Raw genomic sequence first — 16,512 nt, 5'->3', positions numbered from 1 at the left:
GACAGCGAGTTTGAAAGCTGTCCGGCTTTAAACGTTATGGCTCGATAACTCCAGCTTGGCATAAACACTGACGCAGCGCAGTGAAGGCTGTAAACAGCGTCGGCTCGTCGACACAGGCATAGCCCAGTAAAAGTCCTCTCTCCTGTTGTGGCGCAAAATAATATTGCGACAACGCTCGAACCACCACGCCTTGATGTAATGCTCGACTGGCGATAGCCACGTCATCGCAGCCATCAGGTAACGATAACACTAAGTGCAGCCCCGCATCGTGACTATAGCGTGGTAAAAAGGCGTCCCCTAAGTAACGTGAAATCAATCCTAAAAGAAACTGCCTACGTTGATGATAAAGCAGCCGCATTCGACGGATGTGCGCGGCGAAATGCCCTTCACGAATAAATTCAGCAATCGCCCGCTGCTTGATTAAGTGCCCCCCACGATATAGCTCTGCCGCAGCGGTCCGCAACGGATGACTTAAACTCTTTGGTACCACCAGATATCCCATCCGTAATGCGGGATAAAGCGTTTTACTAAAGGTCCCCATGTAAAGAACAGGGGCATTATCTTCGAGCCCTTGCAGCGCAGGGTGGGGGGGATTGGAGAAGCGAAATTCGCTATCGTAATCATCTTCAATAATCCAAAAGCGCTGACGACGTGCCATATCAAGTAATTGCTGACGTCTAGCTAATGACATGAGTCCACCGAGTGGGTATTGGTGCGAAGGTGTGACAAAGACCATTTTCGGAAGGGGGGCATGACGAGGCTCTGGGATCATGCCATCCGCATCGACGGGGAGAGCATGCAGTTGCAGACCATTACACCTAAGGATATTTCGGGTCCCCCAGTAACCTGGATCTTCAACCCAAACCGGATCGTTCACATCTGCGAGAACTCTAGAAATTAAATCGACCGTCTGATGAATCCCCTCAGTAATAATGATCTGCTCCGCATCGGCTTTTACAGCGCGAGTCACTCGTAAATATTCACTTAATGCTTGGCGAAGATGGGGGCAGCCGCCACCGTTACTGTAAATGAGCTGGTCGATCTGTGGTGATTTTTGTAGACGGTTCTCTATCTTGCGCAATAGCTGATGTGGAAAGGCGGTAACGTCGGGGGCACCGGGTACGAAAGCTCCCCACTGATAGGGCGAAGCGTTTGCATAGCCGAGAAGTTCCGAACCGCGAGTAGAAAGGCTGTGGGCGGGTAGCGCCCGCTGATTTTCTAATGAGTAGGGTTGCACCGGTTCAGGGGAGAATTCCGGTAGCATTTTTGCCACCCAAGTACCACTTCCGGTCCGGGTGGTAACATAGCCTTCAGCTAACAGCGATTCGTAAGCATTAAGCACGGTATTTCTCGAGATATTCAGCTCTTTTGCCAGATCTCGACTGGCAGGTAATCGCGTTTCCGGCGGAAAAATACCTTCCGTGATGGCTTGTTGCAATACCTGCAATACGCGCTGGTGCAATCGTCCATCGGGGATTTTTTGTAACCTTGCCAGTAAGTGATCAGCATACAGGGATCGCAATTGGTACCTTCTTTTTAGTCGTAAATGGCTCTCGCTATCGATCTGTATCAAGGATAAATAATGAAGTCTACTAACTTTAATGGTGAGTGACGAAAGAGATGAGCGGAACTAACGAGAGCCTTAATCAACGTAAAGCGCAGGCTTTGCCCCGTGGTAGTGCAGTAATGTGTGAGTGGTACGTCGATCGTGCAGAGAATGCCACAATTTGGAGCACGGATGGTCGTGAGTTCATCGACTTTGCCGGGGGCATCGCGGTATTAAATACCGGTCATCGACATCCTAAAATTACGCAGGCCGTCACGGAACAACTTCAGAAATTTACGCATACTGCGTTTCAGATCGTTCCTTACGAAAGTTATATCACATTAGCCGAACGCATTAATCAACGTGTTCCTGTGCAGGGGCCAGCCAAAACTGCGTTCTTCTCAACGGGTGCAGAAGCCCTAGAAAACGCAGTGAAAATTGCACGGAGTGCAACCGGGCGCCATGGGGTGATCACTTTTACGGGTTCTTTCCACGGCCGAACAATGATGACCATGGCAATGACCGGAAAGGTTGCACCTTATAAGCAAGATTTTGGTCCTATGGTGCCATCTGTGTTCCATGCTCGCTTTCCGGACGGGAAAAAGGTGAGCACAGAGCAAGCGTTGGAAAGTTTGCACGATATCTTTAGCTGTGACATCGCACCACATAACGTTGCAGCACTAGTTATCGAGCCAATCCAAGGCGAGGGTGGCTTTCGCGTGGTGCCACAAGCGTTTATGCAAGCCCTGCGTGATATCGCAGACCAATACGGTATTTTGTTGATCGCCGATGAGGTGCAAAGCGGTTTTGCACGAACTGGCAAGCTTTTTGCAATGGAACACTACACCGCTAAGGCTGACATCATCACCATGGCGAAAAGTTTAGCAGGGGGATATCCCCTCTCAGCGGTGAGTGGTCGTGCGGAGATCATGGATGCCCCTAATCCGGGTGGCTTAGGGGGAACCTATGCAGGTAACCCCTTAGCGATCGCCGCGGCTAACACGGTACTTGAGATTATCGAAGAAGAAAATCTCTGTGCCAAAGCGAACAATTTGGGCAATGAACTGGTCGAGACTCTGACCCAACTATCCCAACACTGTTTGGCGATTGAGGAAGTTAGAGGGCTAGGCTCGATGATTGCGGTTGAACTTAAGGATGCACACACAGCCAAGGCTATCCAGGACACCGCGATGTCACAAGGCTTACTGTTGTTAACCTGTGGTCAGAAAGGCAATGTGATACGTTTTCTCTATCCATTAACTATCCTAACTGATCAATTCCGCAAAGGCGTTAAGATCTTAAGCGAAGCGTTAATGCAGCATGCCACTTAATTCACCGGGCACTCGACAGGGTAGCCTTGAACATTAGTCTGTATGTAACGGGGTAGTCTACCACTATCCCGTTTCGGGGAATAAGTATGAATGAATTATCAGCGAGTAGCGACACCCTCTCTCAAGGACTTAAGTCCCGACATATTCGTATGTTATCCATCGGCGGTGTTATCGGTGCCGGATTATTTGTCGGATCAGGGCATGCAATCGCGGCGGCAGGGCCCGCGGTACTGTTTGCTTACATAGTGGCTGGCGCATTGGTCGTTTTTATTATGCGCATGCTGGCGGAAATGGCGGTGAACACACCAGACTCTGGCTCGTTTTCTACCTATGCCTCACAAGCGTTAGGACGTTGGGCTGGATTCACCATCGGTTGGCTTTATTGGTGGTTTTGGGTATTAGTTATCCCGCTAGAGGCTAATGCAGCGGCTACCATTCTTAATGCGTGGATCCCAGGCGTCGCTATCTGGCAATTTACGTTATTTATTACCCTGATATTAACCGTCACCAACTTATTCAGTGTTAAAAATTACGGCGAATTCGAGTTCTGGTTAGCCTTAATTAAAGTCTGTGCCATTGTTGCCTTCCTTGCTTTGGGCGCAGCGGCAATCTTTGGTCTGTTACCGAATAGCCAAGTCAGCGGAGTCAGTCATCTTTACGATCGGGGGGGATTCATGCCTCATGGTATTGGTGCGGTGCTCTCTGCCATATTGACCACAATGTTCTCTTTTATGGGGACGGAAATTGTGACCATTGCTGCCGCAGAGTCGCGTAATCCGGGTAAAGAGATATCTCGAGCTACCAACTCGGTTATTTGGCGAATTACATTGTTCTACCTATTATCCATTTTCTTTATCGTCGCGTTGGTTCCGTGGAACTCTCCAGACTTAGCAGCGAAGGGATCTTACCAAACCGTTCTTGAGATGATGGGTATCCCGCATGCTCGTTTGATTGTTGATGTGATCGTCTTAACGGCGGTATGTAGCTGCCTTAACTCGGCGCTTTATACTTCCTCTCGGATGTTATTCTCATTAGCGAAACGTAAGGACGCGCCAGCGGCTATCGCGAAAACTAACGCTAAGGGCACGCCTTACATGGCGGTTATCTTTTCAACGGCCGTAGCCTTCCTCGCCGTTATTGCTAACTACTTAGCGCCTGCGGCGGTGTTCGATTTCTTACTGGCAAGTTCTGGTGCGATAGCCTTACTGGTTTATCTTGTCATCGCTTTCTCACAACTAGTCATGCGTAAGCGTTGTGAGCAAAAAGGTAAGGTATTGGATTATAAAATGTGGCTATTCCCAGGCCTGACCTATGCCATCATTGCCGTGATTATCGGTATTCTTGGTAGCATGTTGTTTATCCCGGGCCATCAGTCGGAGGTTATCTCAACCGGTATTTTAACACTGGTGGTAGTGGCTGCAGGCTGTATCGTCCATCGCCGTCAAACACGTAAGATGTCGTCGTCGGTACTCGCGCGTAACAATTAGTTCGAAGCGATAAATGAGAAAGAGCGCGCAGGTCGCGCTCTTTTTTATGGGAGTCATTTGTCGCCTATGCCAGGGAGTGTTCAATTTTTAGTGACCATTTGGCCCTTCCTATCCAGCACGAACTTTCAGCAATAACTGATCGTTAAATTCCTAACTAATGCTATGATAGAGGCCTTAGCCATCACGTCCGTTGTTGTACGGTTTTCAGGTCATCAGGAGTCAGTATGTTTAATTCATTATCTTCCACTGCTAAGGCATTAGTGGTAGGGCTAACCGTTTCATTTTTAACCGTGAGTTGTGCTGATCATCATGAGACGGATGACAGTGAAACCACTGTGAATCAGCCCGCTACCGTACCTGACGTACAACAACCAGCGGTCGAGCAACCTGCCCCCGCAGCACCGAGCGAGCCTGAAGCGAAAAAATTCAACGATCCTCTCGAACTCGCGAGCTTCACGGGTGATTTTAAACAATATCAAGCAGGCGATATTGTTCCTGCAATGTACCGCACCGCGCAGTACACCATCAGTAAATGGCAGTTGCGTAAACTTCCGGCACCGAGTGCGGGAAGTCATTGGACTTACTTCGGTGGCAGTTATGTGCTGATTACCGATGCGGAAGGTAAAATTTTGCGTATGTTCTCAGGCGAAATTATCTACCGTTAAGATTACGAGGGGGATCTATGATGATGCCCCTTATCTAATATCCTCCTCCCGTTCCCCTTATTTCCTCCTTTTCTCGTTTTTTTTAAACGAAAATATAAGCCTTTTTCCGTCGAGTCACCAATGATGTCGCTGATATAACACGAGCTTATAATATAATTATGCTAATGATTTTGATGGCGATAGTGACAAGTTCTGATGTGCTGAGAGTCGCTAGTTTATTGTTACATTTAGCTTTTTGTGATGTGGTAGGCGCTTTTTCGGGATGTAAAAGATGCTATAAAGGGTAAACAAAATTATAAGGCTTTCCCTTCTTATCGCGCGTAGCGGTGGGGTATTTTTTCTTTTACTGGCTAGGATAGAACTATGTTTGGTTGGACATCAACGCAGCGTAATGTTGCGACGGCAAGTTTTCTAAGTTGGATGCTTGATGCATTCGACTTTTTTATTTTAGTATTTGTATTGAGTGATCTCGCAGGGTATTTCAATACCTCAGTCACTGATATTTCAGTCGCTATCATGCTAACGCTAGCGGTTCGTCCTATCGGCGCATTGATTTTTGGCCGCCTCGCAGAGAAATATGGTCGACGCCCTATCCTCATGTTTAACGTCGCACTTTTTTCGGTGTTTGAGTTGTTGTCCGCTTGGTCTCCCACATTCACTATTTTCCTCGCGCTACGCGTAGTGTATGGCGTGGCGATGGGGGGAATCTGGGGTGTCGCTTCGTCATTGGCGATGGAGACAATACCCGATCGCTCACGCGGACTGATGTCGGGGATTTTTCAGGCCGGATATCCTTGTGGCTATTTGCTAGCCTCAATCATTTTCGGCCTGTTTTATGAGCATGTCGGTTGGCGTGGCATGTTCTTAATAGGCGCTCTGCCGGTACTATTGCTGCCCTTTATCTATTTCAAAGTGCCAGAATCACCGGTGTGGCTTGCCTCGAAAGCGCGCAAAGAGAACCATGCTTTACTGCCGATTATTAGAAGTAATCTTCGTGTCTGTGGCTACCTTGTACTGTTAATGGCTTGCTTCAATTTTTTTAGCCACGGAACCCAAGATCTTTATCCAACCTTTTTGAAGGTTCAGCACCAATTTGATGCGCACACAGTGAGTATTATTGCGATTTGCTACAATATTGCCGCGATGTTGGGGGGTGTATTCTTCGGGGTGTTATCAGAAAAGATTGGTCGTAAAAAAGCGATTATGATTGCCGCGTTTCTTGCCTTACCGGTTCTGCCGCTTTGGGCGTTCGCCAGTGGTTCCATTATGATTGGTGTCGGTGCCTTCCTAATGCAATTCATGGTGCAAGGGGCGTGGGGCGTCATTCCAAGCTGGCTGACTGAATTGGTTCCTGCTAATGCGCGCGCGGTACTTCCTGGATTCGTATACCAACTCGGTAACCTGATTGCGTCGGTTAACGCCACGCTACAGTCGAAGATTGCTGCGGTGAATGGCGGTAATTATGGTATAGGCATGGCTATTGTTGCCGGAACGGTCGCGGTGCTGATTTTTATCTTGGCAGCGTTTGGACGAGAAACCCGAGGAATGAAAATTTCTGGCGCAGAAGGGGTAGAGCGCCAGTAATTTTATTGGCAGACGTCAATCCATTTGGCGTCTGTTAACTCAGCCATACGCTGGGGGGAGAGACGGACAGCGCTATGAATCGCCCCTGCTGCCGGTAAGACTTCATCGAATGCTTCTAGGCTACGGTCACAATAAATCTGTAACGGATTTTCGAGACCAAAAGGACACACACCGCCAACCGGGTGGCCAGTCGCCATGATCACTTCGTCAACGGTCAACATTCTGGCCTTTGCGCCAAAGGTGTCTTTCAACTTTTTATTGTCTAACCGTGTATCACCGCGCATCACGATCAATACGATATTATTTTTTATTTTGAGTGATAAGGTCTTAGCGATTTGCCCAGGTGCAACGCCATGTGCTCGGGCGGCCATCTCGACAGTTGCGGTGCTTTGATTCATCTCGATCACTTCAATATCGGGGGCATGCTCCGCAAAAAACGCTCGAACGGATTGCAGGCTCATCGGTTATCTCCCTTATCATGCAGATGCCTAATTTCACTATTAGGTGGCAAAGTATAAACCAAATTCGCTAAATGTATCGCAGAAATAAAGAGTCTAGTGGCTGAGGCAATATTGGATAGCGGGATCGCGCCTTTGGCTGGAAGGAAAGTAAAGTCTCTTCGCTTTCGCGAAGAGATTGGCAAGGTTACGTGCGCTTAGTTCTTCCCCAAACACTACGGTATACGCGGAACTTTCCGGTTTGTGCCAGAATTTCGTAATGCCCGAAAGTCTCTTCCAAAACTTGTGGGTACGGTAAAAAGGCATTAGCGACAATTCTCAGTTCACCGCCACTGTTCAAATGGTTTGCCGCGCCGCGAATGAGCGCATAGGCCGCGTCTAAGCTGGTTTGTAGCCCTTCATGGAACGGAGGGTTAGAGAGGATCATATCGAATCGACCTTGAACGTCAGAAAAGACATTACTGGCGAAGACTTCCCCTTCAATACCGTTACACGCCAATGTTGCTTGGCTGGCTGCAACGGCCGCCGCATTGACATCAGTCAACCATAAACGCACTTTAGGCGAGTGCTGTTTCAAACTTGCTGCCAGTACGCCTGCCCCACAGCCTAGATCCAGCACCTTACCTTTGGTATGAGGCGTCAATGTTGAGAGTAACAGTGCACTACCGTTATCCAATCCATCACGACTAAAGACCCCTGGGAGGGTTTTAATGGTCAGCTGATCGAGTTGATACGCATCGTAGTAACTGTCGATATCGAAGGTGGCTTGCTGGTCAAGACGCCCGTGGTATAAGCCGCAACGTCGAGCGCTATCGATTTTCTCAAGAGCGCTAAACTGTTCGATAACATTTTCGGCGCTACGAACCCCACTGCGGTTTTCACCGACCACGAAAAGATCGCTACCAACGGGTAACAGAGCGAGCAGGTTTGTAAGCTGGAAAGCGGCTTCTGGCTTGTTTTTAGGCCAGTAATAAATGAGGGTATCGCAGCCTGCTAAGTGTTCAGCGGTCGCATAAAGTCCAAATTGCGCGCGTTCACCCAATTGCTGGCTTAATGCTTGCCAGTGGTGGAATTGCTGTGTAAAAACACGGGTAGAGGCCGTGGTTAATTGTGCTGGCAACATATCCTGCAGATCACCCGCAAAAATAATATGGCGATGTTCGAACTCTTCCTCGTGGCGCAACAGTACTTCGCTGGCCGGCATATAAGCAGACATGGTAACTCCTCTTTCATAAGTGGGGCGATTATAGAGGTTTATTGGCGCAGGTTCGATGGTTTTGCTAGCATAGCAACGTAAGCATTTGTTGAGTGGATAAAAATGACAGAGAGACGAGACGGGTTATTAGCGCAAATGGGGATCGACCAGTACCGTTTACGGCGCCCCGAAGTCTTACATGGCGAGGTCGCGCTGGCTATCAAACCGACGACTCAATTAGTGATCGTCGGGTTACAGCGTGACGAGATCCACCATCCTTTTATTCACGATGTGCTGCGGAGTATCGCGATTGAAACGGCTTACGTACTCTATCTGACGGTAGAGCAATTGCCTTTACTCCCTCAATCCTTATCGTGTTTACTTTGGTTTGTGGGCCATGAACCGCAACATCGTTATGCTGCTCAGCAACTCCACTCTCCGTCTTTTACTACCTTAGTCAATACGGCTGAGGCTAAACGTACCTTATGGCAGCAATTTTGTGACTATGACGATAATCTCTGAGCTTCTCCCCGAGGATTGGCAGTCAGCTTTCGCGATTGAAACCCAATGCCATTCACATCCTTGGAGTGCAGCGACCTTCCAAGCTAACCAAGGTGAACGGTTTCTAAATTTACGCGCTGACGACGAGGGCGAACTCGCCGGTTTCGCCATTTGCCAAGTCGTCCTCGACGAGGCCTCATTATTCAATATTGCGGTTTCTCCCACTTTTCAACGTCGTGGTATCGCGCGCCAGCTTATTACCGCGCTAAGCGAGCAATTGTTGGAACGCGGTGTGATGATGCTGTGGCTTGAAGTTCGCGCCTCAAACCTCGCGGCGATAGCGCTATATGAATCGCTGGACTTCAATGAAGTGTCACGGCGGCCTAATTATTATCCGAGCGCGACCGGGCGTGAGGATGCGCTGATCATGGCGTTAACCCTATAATCCTATTTCTGAGGCACTATGCTGATAAAACAATTCGACTGCATCTTATTTGATGCTGATGAGACACTGTTTGAATTCGATGCCTACAAAGGGCTAAACAAGATGTTTGCGCAGCACGGTGTTACGTTTAGCCGTGAAGACTACCAAAATTATCAGGCGTTAAATAAGCCGCTATGGACGGCGTACCAGCAACATGAAATTGATGCGGAGCAACTTAAAACACGACGCTTCGACCCTTGGGCGAAGGTCCTTAATCTTCCGGCGAGCACGCTGAATCAACAATTTTTATCCTCGATGGCTGAGATTTGTCAGCCCCTTCCTGGTGCGAAAGCGCTGTTAGAGGCGATTGCTCCACATGTTCGTATTGGCATCATCACTAATGGTTTTACCGACTTATTGCATGCACGTTTAGCCAGCACTGGCTTTGGAGACTATTTTCAGGTTCTGACTATTTCCGAGCAATTCGGGCTGGCAAAACCCGCACCTGAAATTTTCCAGCACACCTTGGAACAACTGGAAGGGTGCCAGCCTGAACGCACGCTGATGCTCGGCGACACGCCAGAGTCGGATATCGCCGGGGGCATCAATGCAGGAATGAAAACCTGTTGGTTGGATCATGGTGATAAACCCCTTCCCGAAACCATCAAGCCCGACTGGCAAGTTTCTACCCTAAGTGAGTTACAGGCATTATTAGTCTAGTGTGCACTTACTGCTTATATCTCTCCTCATCACGCTTTGGCGGGATGGGGCGATGTGCAGTCAGTAAATAGGGGGATTGTTGCCAATGCGTCCGTTGGTCGCGTAGCAGTGTCCTCGCCAAAATAATACCGATGGCGAGGGACAGCAATAGCATTAAGCGAAGTAAGTTGGTGGTATTATCCACATGCCGTGCTTCGCTAGCTAAGGTGTGGGTATCCAACGTCAGCCTTAAGTAGCCTTGCGGCCCCTCGCGGGTTTGTAGGGGGACCACAATTTGTCGAGTGGAATAGCTACCTGCGTGCTCGCCGGCTAGACCTAACCGATCCCTAACGCTCATCTGTTGACCACTGTGCGCCAGCCGCGATCCATCCACATCATAAAGTGACACGTCGATTACCCGCGGTTGTTGCGCTAAATGGTGCAGTATTCCGGTGACAGCTGGCAGATCAATCTCACTCTGCGTGAAGTAGGGCAGTAAACTGAAGGCCACTTGATTCGCTAAGCCCTGAGAGAGCTCTGCAGCTTGCGATGTTTCGACCTCTTGTCGGCTCGAACTGAACCATGATGCCCCCTGCATTAATAGCACCATTAAGGCTAGACAGGCTAAAACAATCACCGTTCTATGAAGTTGAATGTTAATTTTTGGCTTCTGCATGTGAATAGCTTCTCATTTTTTTTCATAAATCATCGGCTCAGATGAGGGTTTATGTTGCCATGGCTGGGCCGATCGGGGTAGCCTTTTGCCGGGTTTTAATGTTTGTTCAGGAGCACCAATGCCAAACCGATTAAGTTGGTCTGATTTACCTACGGATGTTACAGCATGGCCAGGATTGCCGCTTTCGTTAAATGGGGATGAAGTTATGCCCCTCGATTACCGTGCAGGCCGTAGTGGCTGGTTACTCTTTGGTCGCTCTCTGGATAAACAGTGCCTGACCGATTTCCAGCAGCAACTCGACGGCGCGTTGGTATTAGTCAGTGCCTGGTGCGTGGGCGAGTATACAGTGCTCAGGCTAGCGGGTTCACTTACTACCGAAGCCCGCAAGTTAGCTTACCAGTTCGAGCTTGATGTTGCGGCCCTTGGCCAACTGCCTGAATTACAGCAGCCTGGTCTGCTGGTGATGGATATGGATTCTACGGCAATCGAGGTTGAGTGTATCGATGAAATTGCGGTATTGGCCGGTTGCGGCGAACAAGTGGCTCAAGTCACGGAAAAAGCGATGCGCGGGGAGCTGGATTTCCAACAAAGCTTAAGGGAGCGTGTGGCGCAGTTAGCCGGAGCCGATGAGGCGATTTTACAACAGGTCTTGGACCGCTTACCGCTCATGCCAGGTCTAGAATTGATGGTAGACACCTTACAGTCACGGGGATGGCAGGTTGCTATCGCTTCCGGTGGCTTTACTTTCTTTGCTGATTACTTACAACAAAAATTAAAATTGAGCGCCGTTGCGGCGAATCAGCTAGAGATTGTTAACGGTAAACTGACGGGGCAGGTGTTAGGCGATATTGTCGATGCGAAATATAAAGCCACTTTCCTCGAAAAATTAACCGCTCGCTATGAGCTCCCTCGGTCACAGACGGTGGCGATTGGTGATGGTGCCAACGATTTAGTGATGATCCAAGCGGCGGGATTAGGGATCGCTTACCATGCGAAGCCGAAAGTTAATGAGAAGAGTGAAGTTGCGATTCGTTTTGCTGACCTGACGGGAGTCTTGTGTATTCTGACTGGAAGCCTAAATCATGAATCGCGTTAATTAAGGAGTTATCTTGGCTAAAGCAGCGAAACGCGCCTTTGTCTGTAACGAGTGTGGCGCAGACTATCCTCGTTGGCAGGGGCAGTGTAGTGCCTGCCATGCATGGAATACTATTACTGAAGTTCGGCTCGCCGCATCACCTACTGTTGCGAGAAATGAGCGCTTATCTGGCTATGCAGGCAGTACGGGTGGCAGTAAGGTCCAAAAGCTCTCCGAGATCAGCCTCGAAGCATTACCGCGTTTTTCAACGGGCTTTAAAGAGTTCGATCGAGTACTGGGCGGCGGTGTCGTCCCCGGCAGCGCCATTCTGATCGGCGGAAGCCCAGGCGCCGGTAAATCGACACTCTTACTGCAGACGCTCTGTAAGTTGTCTGAACAGATGAAAACGCTGTATGTAACAGGTGAAGAGTCGTTACAACAAGTGGCGATGCGTGCACATCGGCTGGGTTTACCGACGACGCATCTGAACATGCTGTCAGAAACGAGTATCGAAGAGATCTGCCAAATTGCTGAAACCGAAACACCGCAATTAATGGTGATTGACTCCATTCAAGTGATGCATATGGCGGATGTCCAATCATCGCCGGGAAGTGTTGCGCAAGTTCGTGAAACAGCAGCCTATCTAACGCGTTTTGCGAAAACCCGTAATGTGGCGATTGTTATGGTAGGCCATGTAACGAAAGACGGTTCCTTGGCCGGTCCAAAAGTGTTGGAACACTGTATCGACTGTTCTGTGTTACTGGATGGCGACACCGACTCGCGTTTTCGGACCTTACGCAGCCATAAAAACCGCTTTGGAGCGGTGAACGAGCTGGGTGTGTTCGCGATGACCGAGCAGGGAATGCGGGAAGTGAGTAATCCCTCAGCTATTTTTCTCTCGCGAGGAGACGAGGTCACGCCGGGAAGCTCTGTCATGGTGGTATGGGAAGGTACGCGCCCTCTGCTGGTGGAAATTCAAGCCCTCGTCGACCATTCCTTAATGGGCAACCCTCGTCGTGTGGCAGTAGGACTCGAACAAAACCGACTGGCGATCTTGCTAGCTGTCCTGCACCGCCATGGTGGCTTACAGATGGCGGATCAAGATGTATTCGTGAACGTGGTCGGAGGGGTAAAAGTCACGGAGACCAGTGCTGATTTAGCACTTCTCTTAGCAATGGTATCTAGCTTACGTGATCGCGCGCTGCCACAAGACTTGGTTATCTTCGGCGAAGTGGGACTGGCGGGAGAGATACGCCCAGTACCCAGTGGTCAGGAGCGTATCTCAGAAGCCAGTAAACATGGCTTTACGCGGGCTATTGTCCCAGCGGCGAATGCACCGAAAAACCCACCAAGCGGCATGAAGGTTTATCCAGTCAAAAAATTAGCGGATGCGTTAGCGGTATTTGATGAATTAACCTAACGTTTAATTGAGTCAGGGTAGCAAGCTCTTAGGAACTGGCGTGATGCAAAATTATGATTATTTGAAACTCGCGATACAGCAACAAGGTGTCACACTGCAGCAGGTCGCTGAAGCCTGTGACATGACTAAGGGCTACCTCAGTCAATTATTGAATCAGAAAATAAAAAGTCCCAGTGCCTCGAAGCTCGAGGCACTGCATCATTTTCTGGCATTAGACTACCCCTATCGACAAAAAGTCGTTGGGGTGATTTTCGGTAAGTTTTATCCCTTACACACCGGCCATATCTACCTGATTCAGCGTGCCTGTAGCCAGGTTGATGAGCTACATATCATCATGGGCCATGATGAGCCGCGTGACCGACAACTGTTCGAAGAGAGTGCCATGTCGGAACAACCGACGACGGCTGACCGGCTCCGTTGGCTATTACAAACCTTTAAGTATCAAAAGAATATTCGTATTCACTCCTTTAATGAGGAAGGCGTCGAACCCTATCCTCACGGCTGGGATATCTGGAGCCAAGAGATTAGCGCTTTTATGGCAGAAAAGCAGATCAATGCCCAGCGGGTCTACACTAGTGAGCAAGACGACGCCGAAATGTTTGAACGCTATCTCAATATTAAAACTATTGTGGTCGATGCAAAGCGTTCGTTTTTGAATATTAGTGGCCATCAGATCCGACAAGATCCATTCTGTTACTGGGACTACATTCCTACTGAAGTTAAGCCGTTCTTCGTGCGTAAAGTCGCACTACTGGGGGGAGAGTCGAGTGGCAAATCGACACTGGTCAACAAGCTGGCTAATATTTTTAATACCACCAGTGCTTGGGAATATGGACGCGACTATGTTTTCTCACAGTTAGGTGGAGATGAGATAGCGTTACAATACTCCGATTACGACAAAATTGCTCTCGGTCAGGCGCAATATATTGATTTTGCAGTAAAATATGCAAATAAAGTCGCCTTTATCGATACCGATTTTGTGACAACTCAAGCCTTCTGTTTGAAATACGAAGGTAAGGCTCATCCCTTTGTACAGGCTTTGATCGCGGAATACCGTTTCGATCTTGTTATCCTGCTAGAAAACAACGTCCCCTGGGTTGCTGATGGGCTGCGTAGCCTAGGTAGTTCCGTCGATCGAAAAGAGTTTCAATTATTACTTATCGACCTGTTAGAGCAGAATGGGATCCCTTTTGTACAAGTTACAGAGGACGATTACGACAGTCGTTTTCTGCGTTGTATTGAGCTTGTCGAGCAAGTGTTACTTAAATCCACGGTATCGATTCAAGTGTGATAGGACTCAGCTGGTATGATTGAAGTAAAGCGCGTGCACCTTACGTTTAGACAGGATTTAACCGTACAGGGCTAAAATGGGACTTTAATTTCAAGGAGGAGATTTGATGAATTTTCAACGGATTAATCTGCTGATACTTACGGCAGCCTTAATCAGCGGATGCTCGGCAAAAATCACACCGCTGTCGGAAGATACTTATTTAGTTAAGTGCGACAAAATGTTCGGTGAAATGGGAGACTGCGTGACGCTAGCAAAAAAACAGTGTCCAATGGGATATGATGTTATCAACGCTAAGGATGAAACGTCATTGATGACCAGTTTGAATAAAAATACTGTAGTCCCCTCAATCGGGGGAGTAAAACGATCAATGTTGATTAAATGCCAGCGTTGAAAATAAAGAGAGCCGACCTGCGGCTCTCTTGCTTTGAACATTATTTACTCATTTTCTTATATTTCATTCGCTTCGGTTCAAGCGCTTCATGGCCTAATGTACGTTTACGGTAATCTTCGTACTCACTGAAGTTTCCTTCAAAGAACGTCACATTCCCTTCATCTTGATAATCAAGAATATGGGTTGCGATTCGGTCTAGGAACCAACGGTCATGCGAGATCACCATGGCGCAGCCAGGGAACTCTAACAGGGCATTCTCTAAGGCGCGCAGCGTCTCAATATCCAGGTCATTGGTCGGTTCATCAAGTAGTAATAAGTTACCGCCAACTTGCAGTAATTTCGCTAAATGTAAACGACCGCGTTCACCACCAGACAGTTCACCGACGCGTTTGCCTTGATCGGTCCCTTTAAAGTTAAAGCGACCGACGTATGCGCGGCTTGGCATCTCGAAGTTGCCGATACGCATGATATCTTGACCACCGGACACTTCTTCCCAAACAGTTTTACTGTTATCCATCGCATCGCGGAATTGATCGACCGAAGCCAGTTTCACCGTTTCACCTAAGGTGATTTCACCGGAATCTGGTTGTTCTTGACCTGAGAGCATACGGAATAGCGTTGATTTACCTGCACCGTTGGCACCGATAATCCCGACAATGGCCCCTTTCGGAATGGAGAAAGAGAGATTATCGATCAGTACGCGATCACCATAGGACTTGGTAAGATTATTCACTTCTACCACTTTATCGCCTAAACGTGCTCCAGGCGGGATAAAGAGTTCGCTGGTTTCATTACGTTTTTGATACTCGACGCTGTTCAGCTCGTCAAAGCGGGCAAGACGTGCTTTACCTTTTGATTGACGGCCTTTAGTGCCTTGGCGTACCCATTCTAGCTCTTTTTCGATCGATTTACGGCGTGCCGCTTCAGCAGACGCTTCCTGTGCTAAGCGTTGATCTTTCTGCTCCAACCAAGAAGAGTAGTTTCCTTCCCATGGGATACCTTCGCCACGGTCCAGCTCTAAGATCCAGCCTGCAACATTATCGAGGAAGTAACGGTCGTGGGTGATTGCGACGACAGTACCCTCAAAGTCGTGCAGGAAGCGTTCAAGCCAAGCAACGGATTCTGCATCAAGGTGGTTCGTTGGCTCATCGAGCAGCAACATATCTGGTTTTTCAAGCAATAGACGACATAGCGCAACACGACGACGTTCCCCCCCCGAAAGGTTGGCCACTTTCGCGTCCCATTCTGGTAAGCGTAACGCATCGGCGGCACGTTCTAGTTGAGTATTGAGGTTGTGACCATCATGCGCTTGAATAATCTCTTCCAAGCGGCCTTGTTCTGCAGCCAGTTTATCGAAATCGGCCTCAGGCTCGGCGTAAAGAGCGTAGACTTCGTCCAGACGCTTTAATGCACCGACAACCTCGGAGAGTGCCTCTTCAATGGATTCCCGTACGGTATGCTCAGGATTCAATTGAGGCTCTTGCGGCAGATAACCGATTTTAATACCGGGTTGTGGTCTTGCTTCACCTTCAATGTCTTTATCGATACCAGCCATGATGCGTAGCAGGGTTGATTTACCCGCGCCATTAAGACCGAGAACGCCAATTTTTGCCCCTGGGAAGAAGCTAAGAGAAATATTTTTTAAAATATGTCGTTTGGGAGGAACAACTTTCCCCACACGGTGCATACTGTATACGAATTGCGCCACGAGATAAGCCTCTTAGTGATCGTTAAACCTATTATTTGCTGAGAAGTGTATCTGTTTTCAC

Annotated in this window: 16 protein-coding genes; 11 read left to right on the top strand and 5 right to left on the bottom strand. The window is 48.6% G+C overall.

Features of this window, described 5'->3' with window-relative positions; genetic code table 11:
- Positions 1 to 34: 34 nt before the first annotated feature.
- Complete coding sequence (gene pdxR / locus MKR94_RS04950) at positions 35 to 1,522, bottom strand: MocR-like pyridoxine biosynthesis transcription factor PdxR (protein WP_241645793.1); 1,488 nt, start codon at positions 1,520 to 1,522, stop codon at positions 35 to 37.
- 98 nt (positions 1,523 to 1,620) lie between these two features.
- Between pdxR and gabT the strand changes: the two genes are divergently transcribed.
- The 4 genes from gabT (at position 1,621) to MKR94_RS04930 (ending at position 6,613) form a co-directional block, all read left to right on the top strand.
- Complete coding sequence (gene gabT / locus MKR94_RS04945) at positions 1,621 to 2,877, top strand: 4-aminobutyrate--2-oxoglutarate transaminase (RefSeq protein WP_241645790.1); 1,257 nt, start codon at positions 1,621 to 1,623, stop codon at positions 2,875 to 2,877.
- An 86-nt stretch (positions 2,878 to 2,963) separates the two neighbouring features.
- The gene (gene gabP, locus MKR94_RS04940) at positions 2,964 to 4,364 is read left to right on the top strand and encodes a GABA permease (RefSeq protein ID WP_241645787.1); all 1,401 of its coding nucleotides are present in this window, start codon (positions 2,964 to 2,966) and stop codon (positions 4,362 to 4,364) included.
- Between the two features lie 335 nt (positions 4,365 to 4,699).
- A complete protein-coding gene (locus MKR94_RS17145; RefSeq protein WP_422047505.1) occupies positions 4,700 to 5,029 on the top strand; it encodes an RcnB family protein in 330 nt (109 codons plus the stop codon).
- Positions 5,030 to 5,392: 363 nt separating this feature from the next.
- Complete coding sequence (locus MKR94_RS04930) at positions 5,393 to 6,613, top strand: MFS transporter (RefSeq protein WP_241645784.1); 1,221 nt, start codon at positions 5,393 to 5,395, stop codon at positions 6,611 to 6,613.
- Positions 6,614 to 6,615: 2 nt separating this feature from the next.
- Here the strand turns inward: MKR94_RS04930 and MKR94_RS04925 are convergent, their stop codons facing one another.
- Both MKR94_RS04925 and rsmC read right to left on the bottom strand, forming a co-directional pair.
- The gene (locus tag MKR94_RS04925; protein ID WP_241610458.1) at positions 6,616 to 7,074 is read right to left on the bottom strand and encodes a YbaK/EbsC family protein; all 459 of its coding nucleotides are present in this window, start codon (positions 7,072 to 7,074) and stop codon (positions 6,616 to 6,618) included.
- Between the two features lie 184 nt (positions 7,075 to 7,258).
- A complete protein-coding gene (rsmC, locus tag MKR94_RS04920; protein ID WP_241645781.1) occupies positions 7,259 to 8,287 on the bottom strand; it encodes a 16S rRNA (guanine(1207)-N(2))-methyltransferase RsmC in 1,029 nt (342 codons plus the stop codon).
- Between the two features lie 102 nt (positions 8,288 to 8,389).
- Here rsmC and MKR94_RS04915 point away from each other — a divergent pair, with 102 nt between their 5' ends.
- The 3 genes from MKR94_RS04915 to yjjG are packed head-to-tail and all read left to right on the top strand — an operon-like array spanning position 8,390 to position 9,911.
- The gene (locus MKR94_RS04915; protein WP_241645779.1) at positions 8,390 to 8,788 is read left to right on the top strand and encodes a DNA polymerase III subunit psi; all 399 of its coding nucleotides are present in this window, start codon (positions 8,390 to 8,392) and stop codon (positions 8,786 to 8,788) included.
- Positions 8,772 to 9,212, top strand: coding sequence for a ribosomal protein S18-alanine N-acetyltransferase (rimI, locus tag MKR94_RS04910; protein WP_048911452.1), 441 nt, complete (start codon positions 8,772 to 8,774; stop codon positions 9,210 to 9,212). The genes MKR94_RS04915 and rimI overlap by 17 nt, the downstream gene beginning before the upstream one ends.
- A gap of 18 nt (positions 9,213 to 9,230) precedes the next feature.
- Positions 9,231 to 9,911: a pyrimidine 5'-nucleotidase gene (gene yjjG / locus MKR94_RS04905; RefSeq protein WP_241645777.1), complete on the top strand. Its 681-nt coding sequence runs from the start codon at positions 9,231 to 9,233 to the stop codon at positions 9,909 to 9,911.
- Between the two features lie 7 nt (positions 9,912 to 9,918).
- Here yjjG and MKR94_RS04900 read toward each other — a convergent pair whose 3' ends face one another.
- Entirely contained in the window at positions 9,919 to 10,566 is a 648-nt protein-coding gene (locus tag MKR94_RS04900) for a YtjB family periplasmic protein (RefSeq protein ID WP_241645775.1), read from the bottom strand.
- A gap of 118 nt (positions 10,567 to 10,684) precedes the next feature.
- Here MKR94_RS04900 and serB point away from each other — a divergent pair, with 118 nt between their 5' ends.
- From serB to MKR94_RS04880, 4 genes are all read left to right on the top strand, one after another.
- Complete coding sequence (gene serB, locus MKR94_RS04895; protein ID WP_241645773.1) at positions 10,685 to 11,662, top strand: phosphoserine phosphatase; 978 nt, start codon at positions 10,685 to 10,687, stop codon at positions 11,660 to 11,662.
- 13 nt (positions 11,663 to 11,675) lie between these two features.
- Complete coding sequence (radA, locus tag MKR94_RS04890; protein WP_241645771.1) at positions 11,676 to 13,061, top strand: DNA repair protein RadA; 1,386 nt, start codon at positions 11,676 to 11,678, stop codon at positions 13,059 to 13,061.
- Positions 13,062 to 13,104: 43 nt separating this feature from the next.
- Positions 13,105 to 14,352 (top strand): multifunctional transcriptional regulator/nicotinamide-nucleotide adenylyltransferase/ribosylnicotinamide kinase NadR, encoded by a 1,248-nt coding sequence (nadR, locus tag MKR94_RS04885; RefSeq protein WP_241645769.1) that lies wholly within the window; start codon positions 13,105 to 13,107, stop codon positions 14,350 to 14,352.
- A 106-nt stretch (positions 14,353 to 14,458) separates the two neighbouring features.
- Entirely contained in the window at positions 14,459 to 14,743 is a 285-nt protein-coding gene (locus MKR94_RS04880; protein WP_241645768.1) for a hypothetical protein, read from the top strand.
- Between the two features lie 40 nt (positions 14,744 to 14,783).
- Here the strand turns inward: MKR94_RS04880 and ettA are convergent, their stop codons facing one another.
- Positions 14,784 to 16,451 (bottom strand): energy-dependent translational throttle protein EttA, encoded by a 1,668-nt coding sequence (gene ettA, locus MKR94_RS04875; protein WP_099823582.1) that lies wholly within the window; start codon positions 16,449 to 16,451, stop codon positions 14,784 to 14,786.
- Positions 16,452 to 16,512: the final 61 nt, after the last annotated feature.

This window comes from Rosenbergiella metrosideri (genome assembly GCF_022602565.1).
In the GTDB taxonomy this organism is placed as follows: Bacteria; Pseudomonadota; Gammaproteobacteria; order Enterobacterales; family Enterobacteriaceae; genus Rosenbergiella; species Rosenbergiella metrosideri.
Note: the sequence above shows the minus strand (reverse complement) of the source record. Positions and strands in the feature narration are given on the sequence as shown.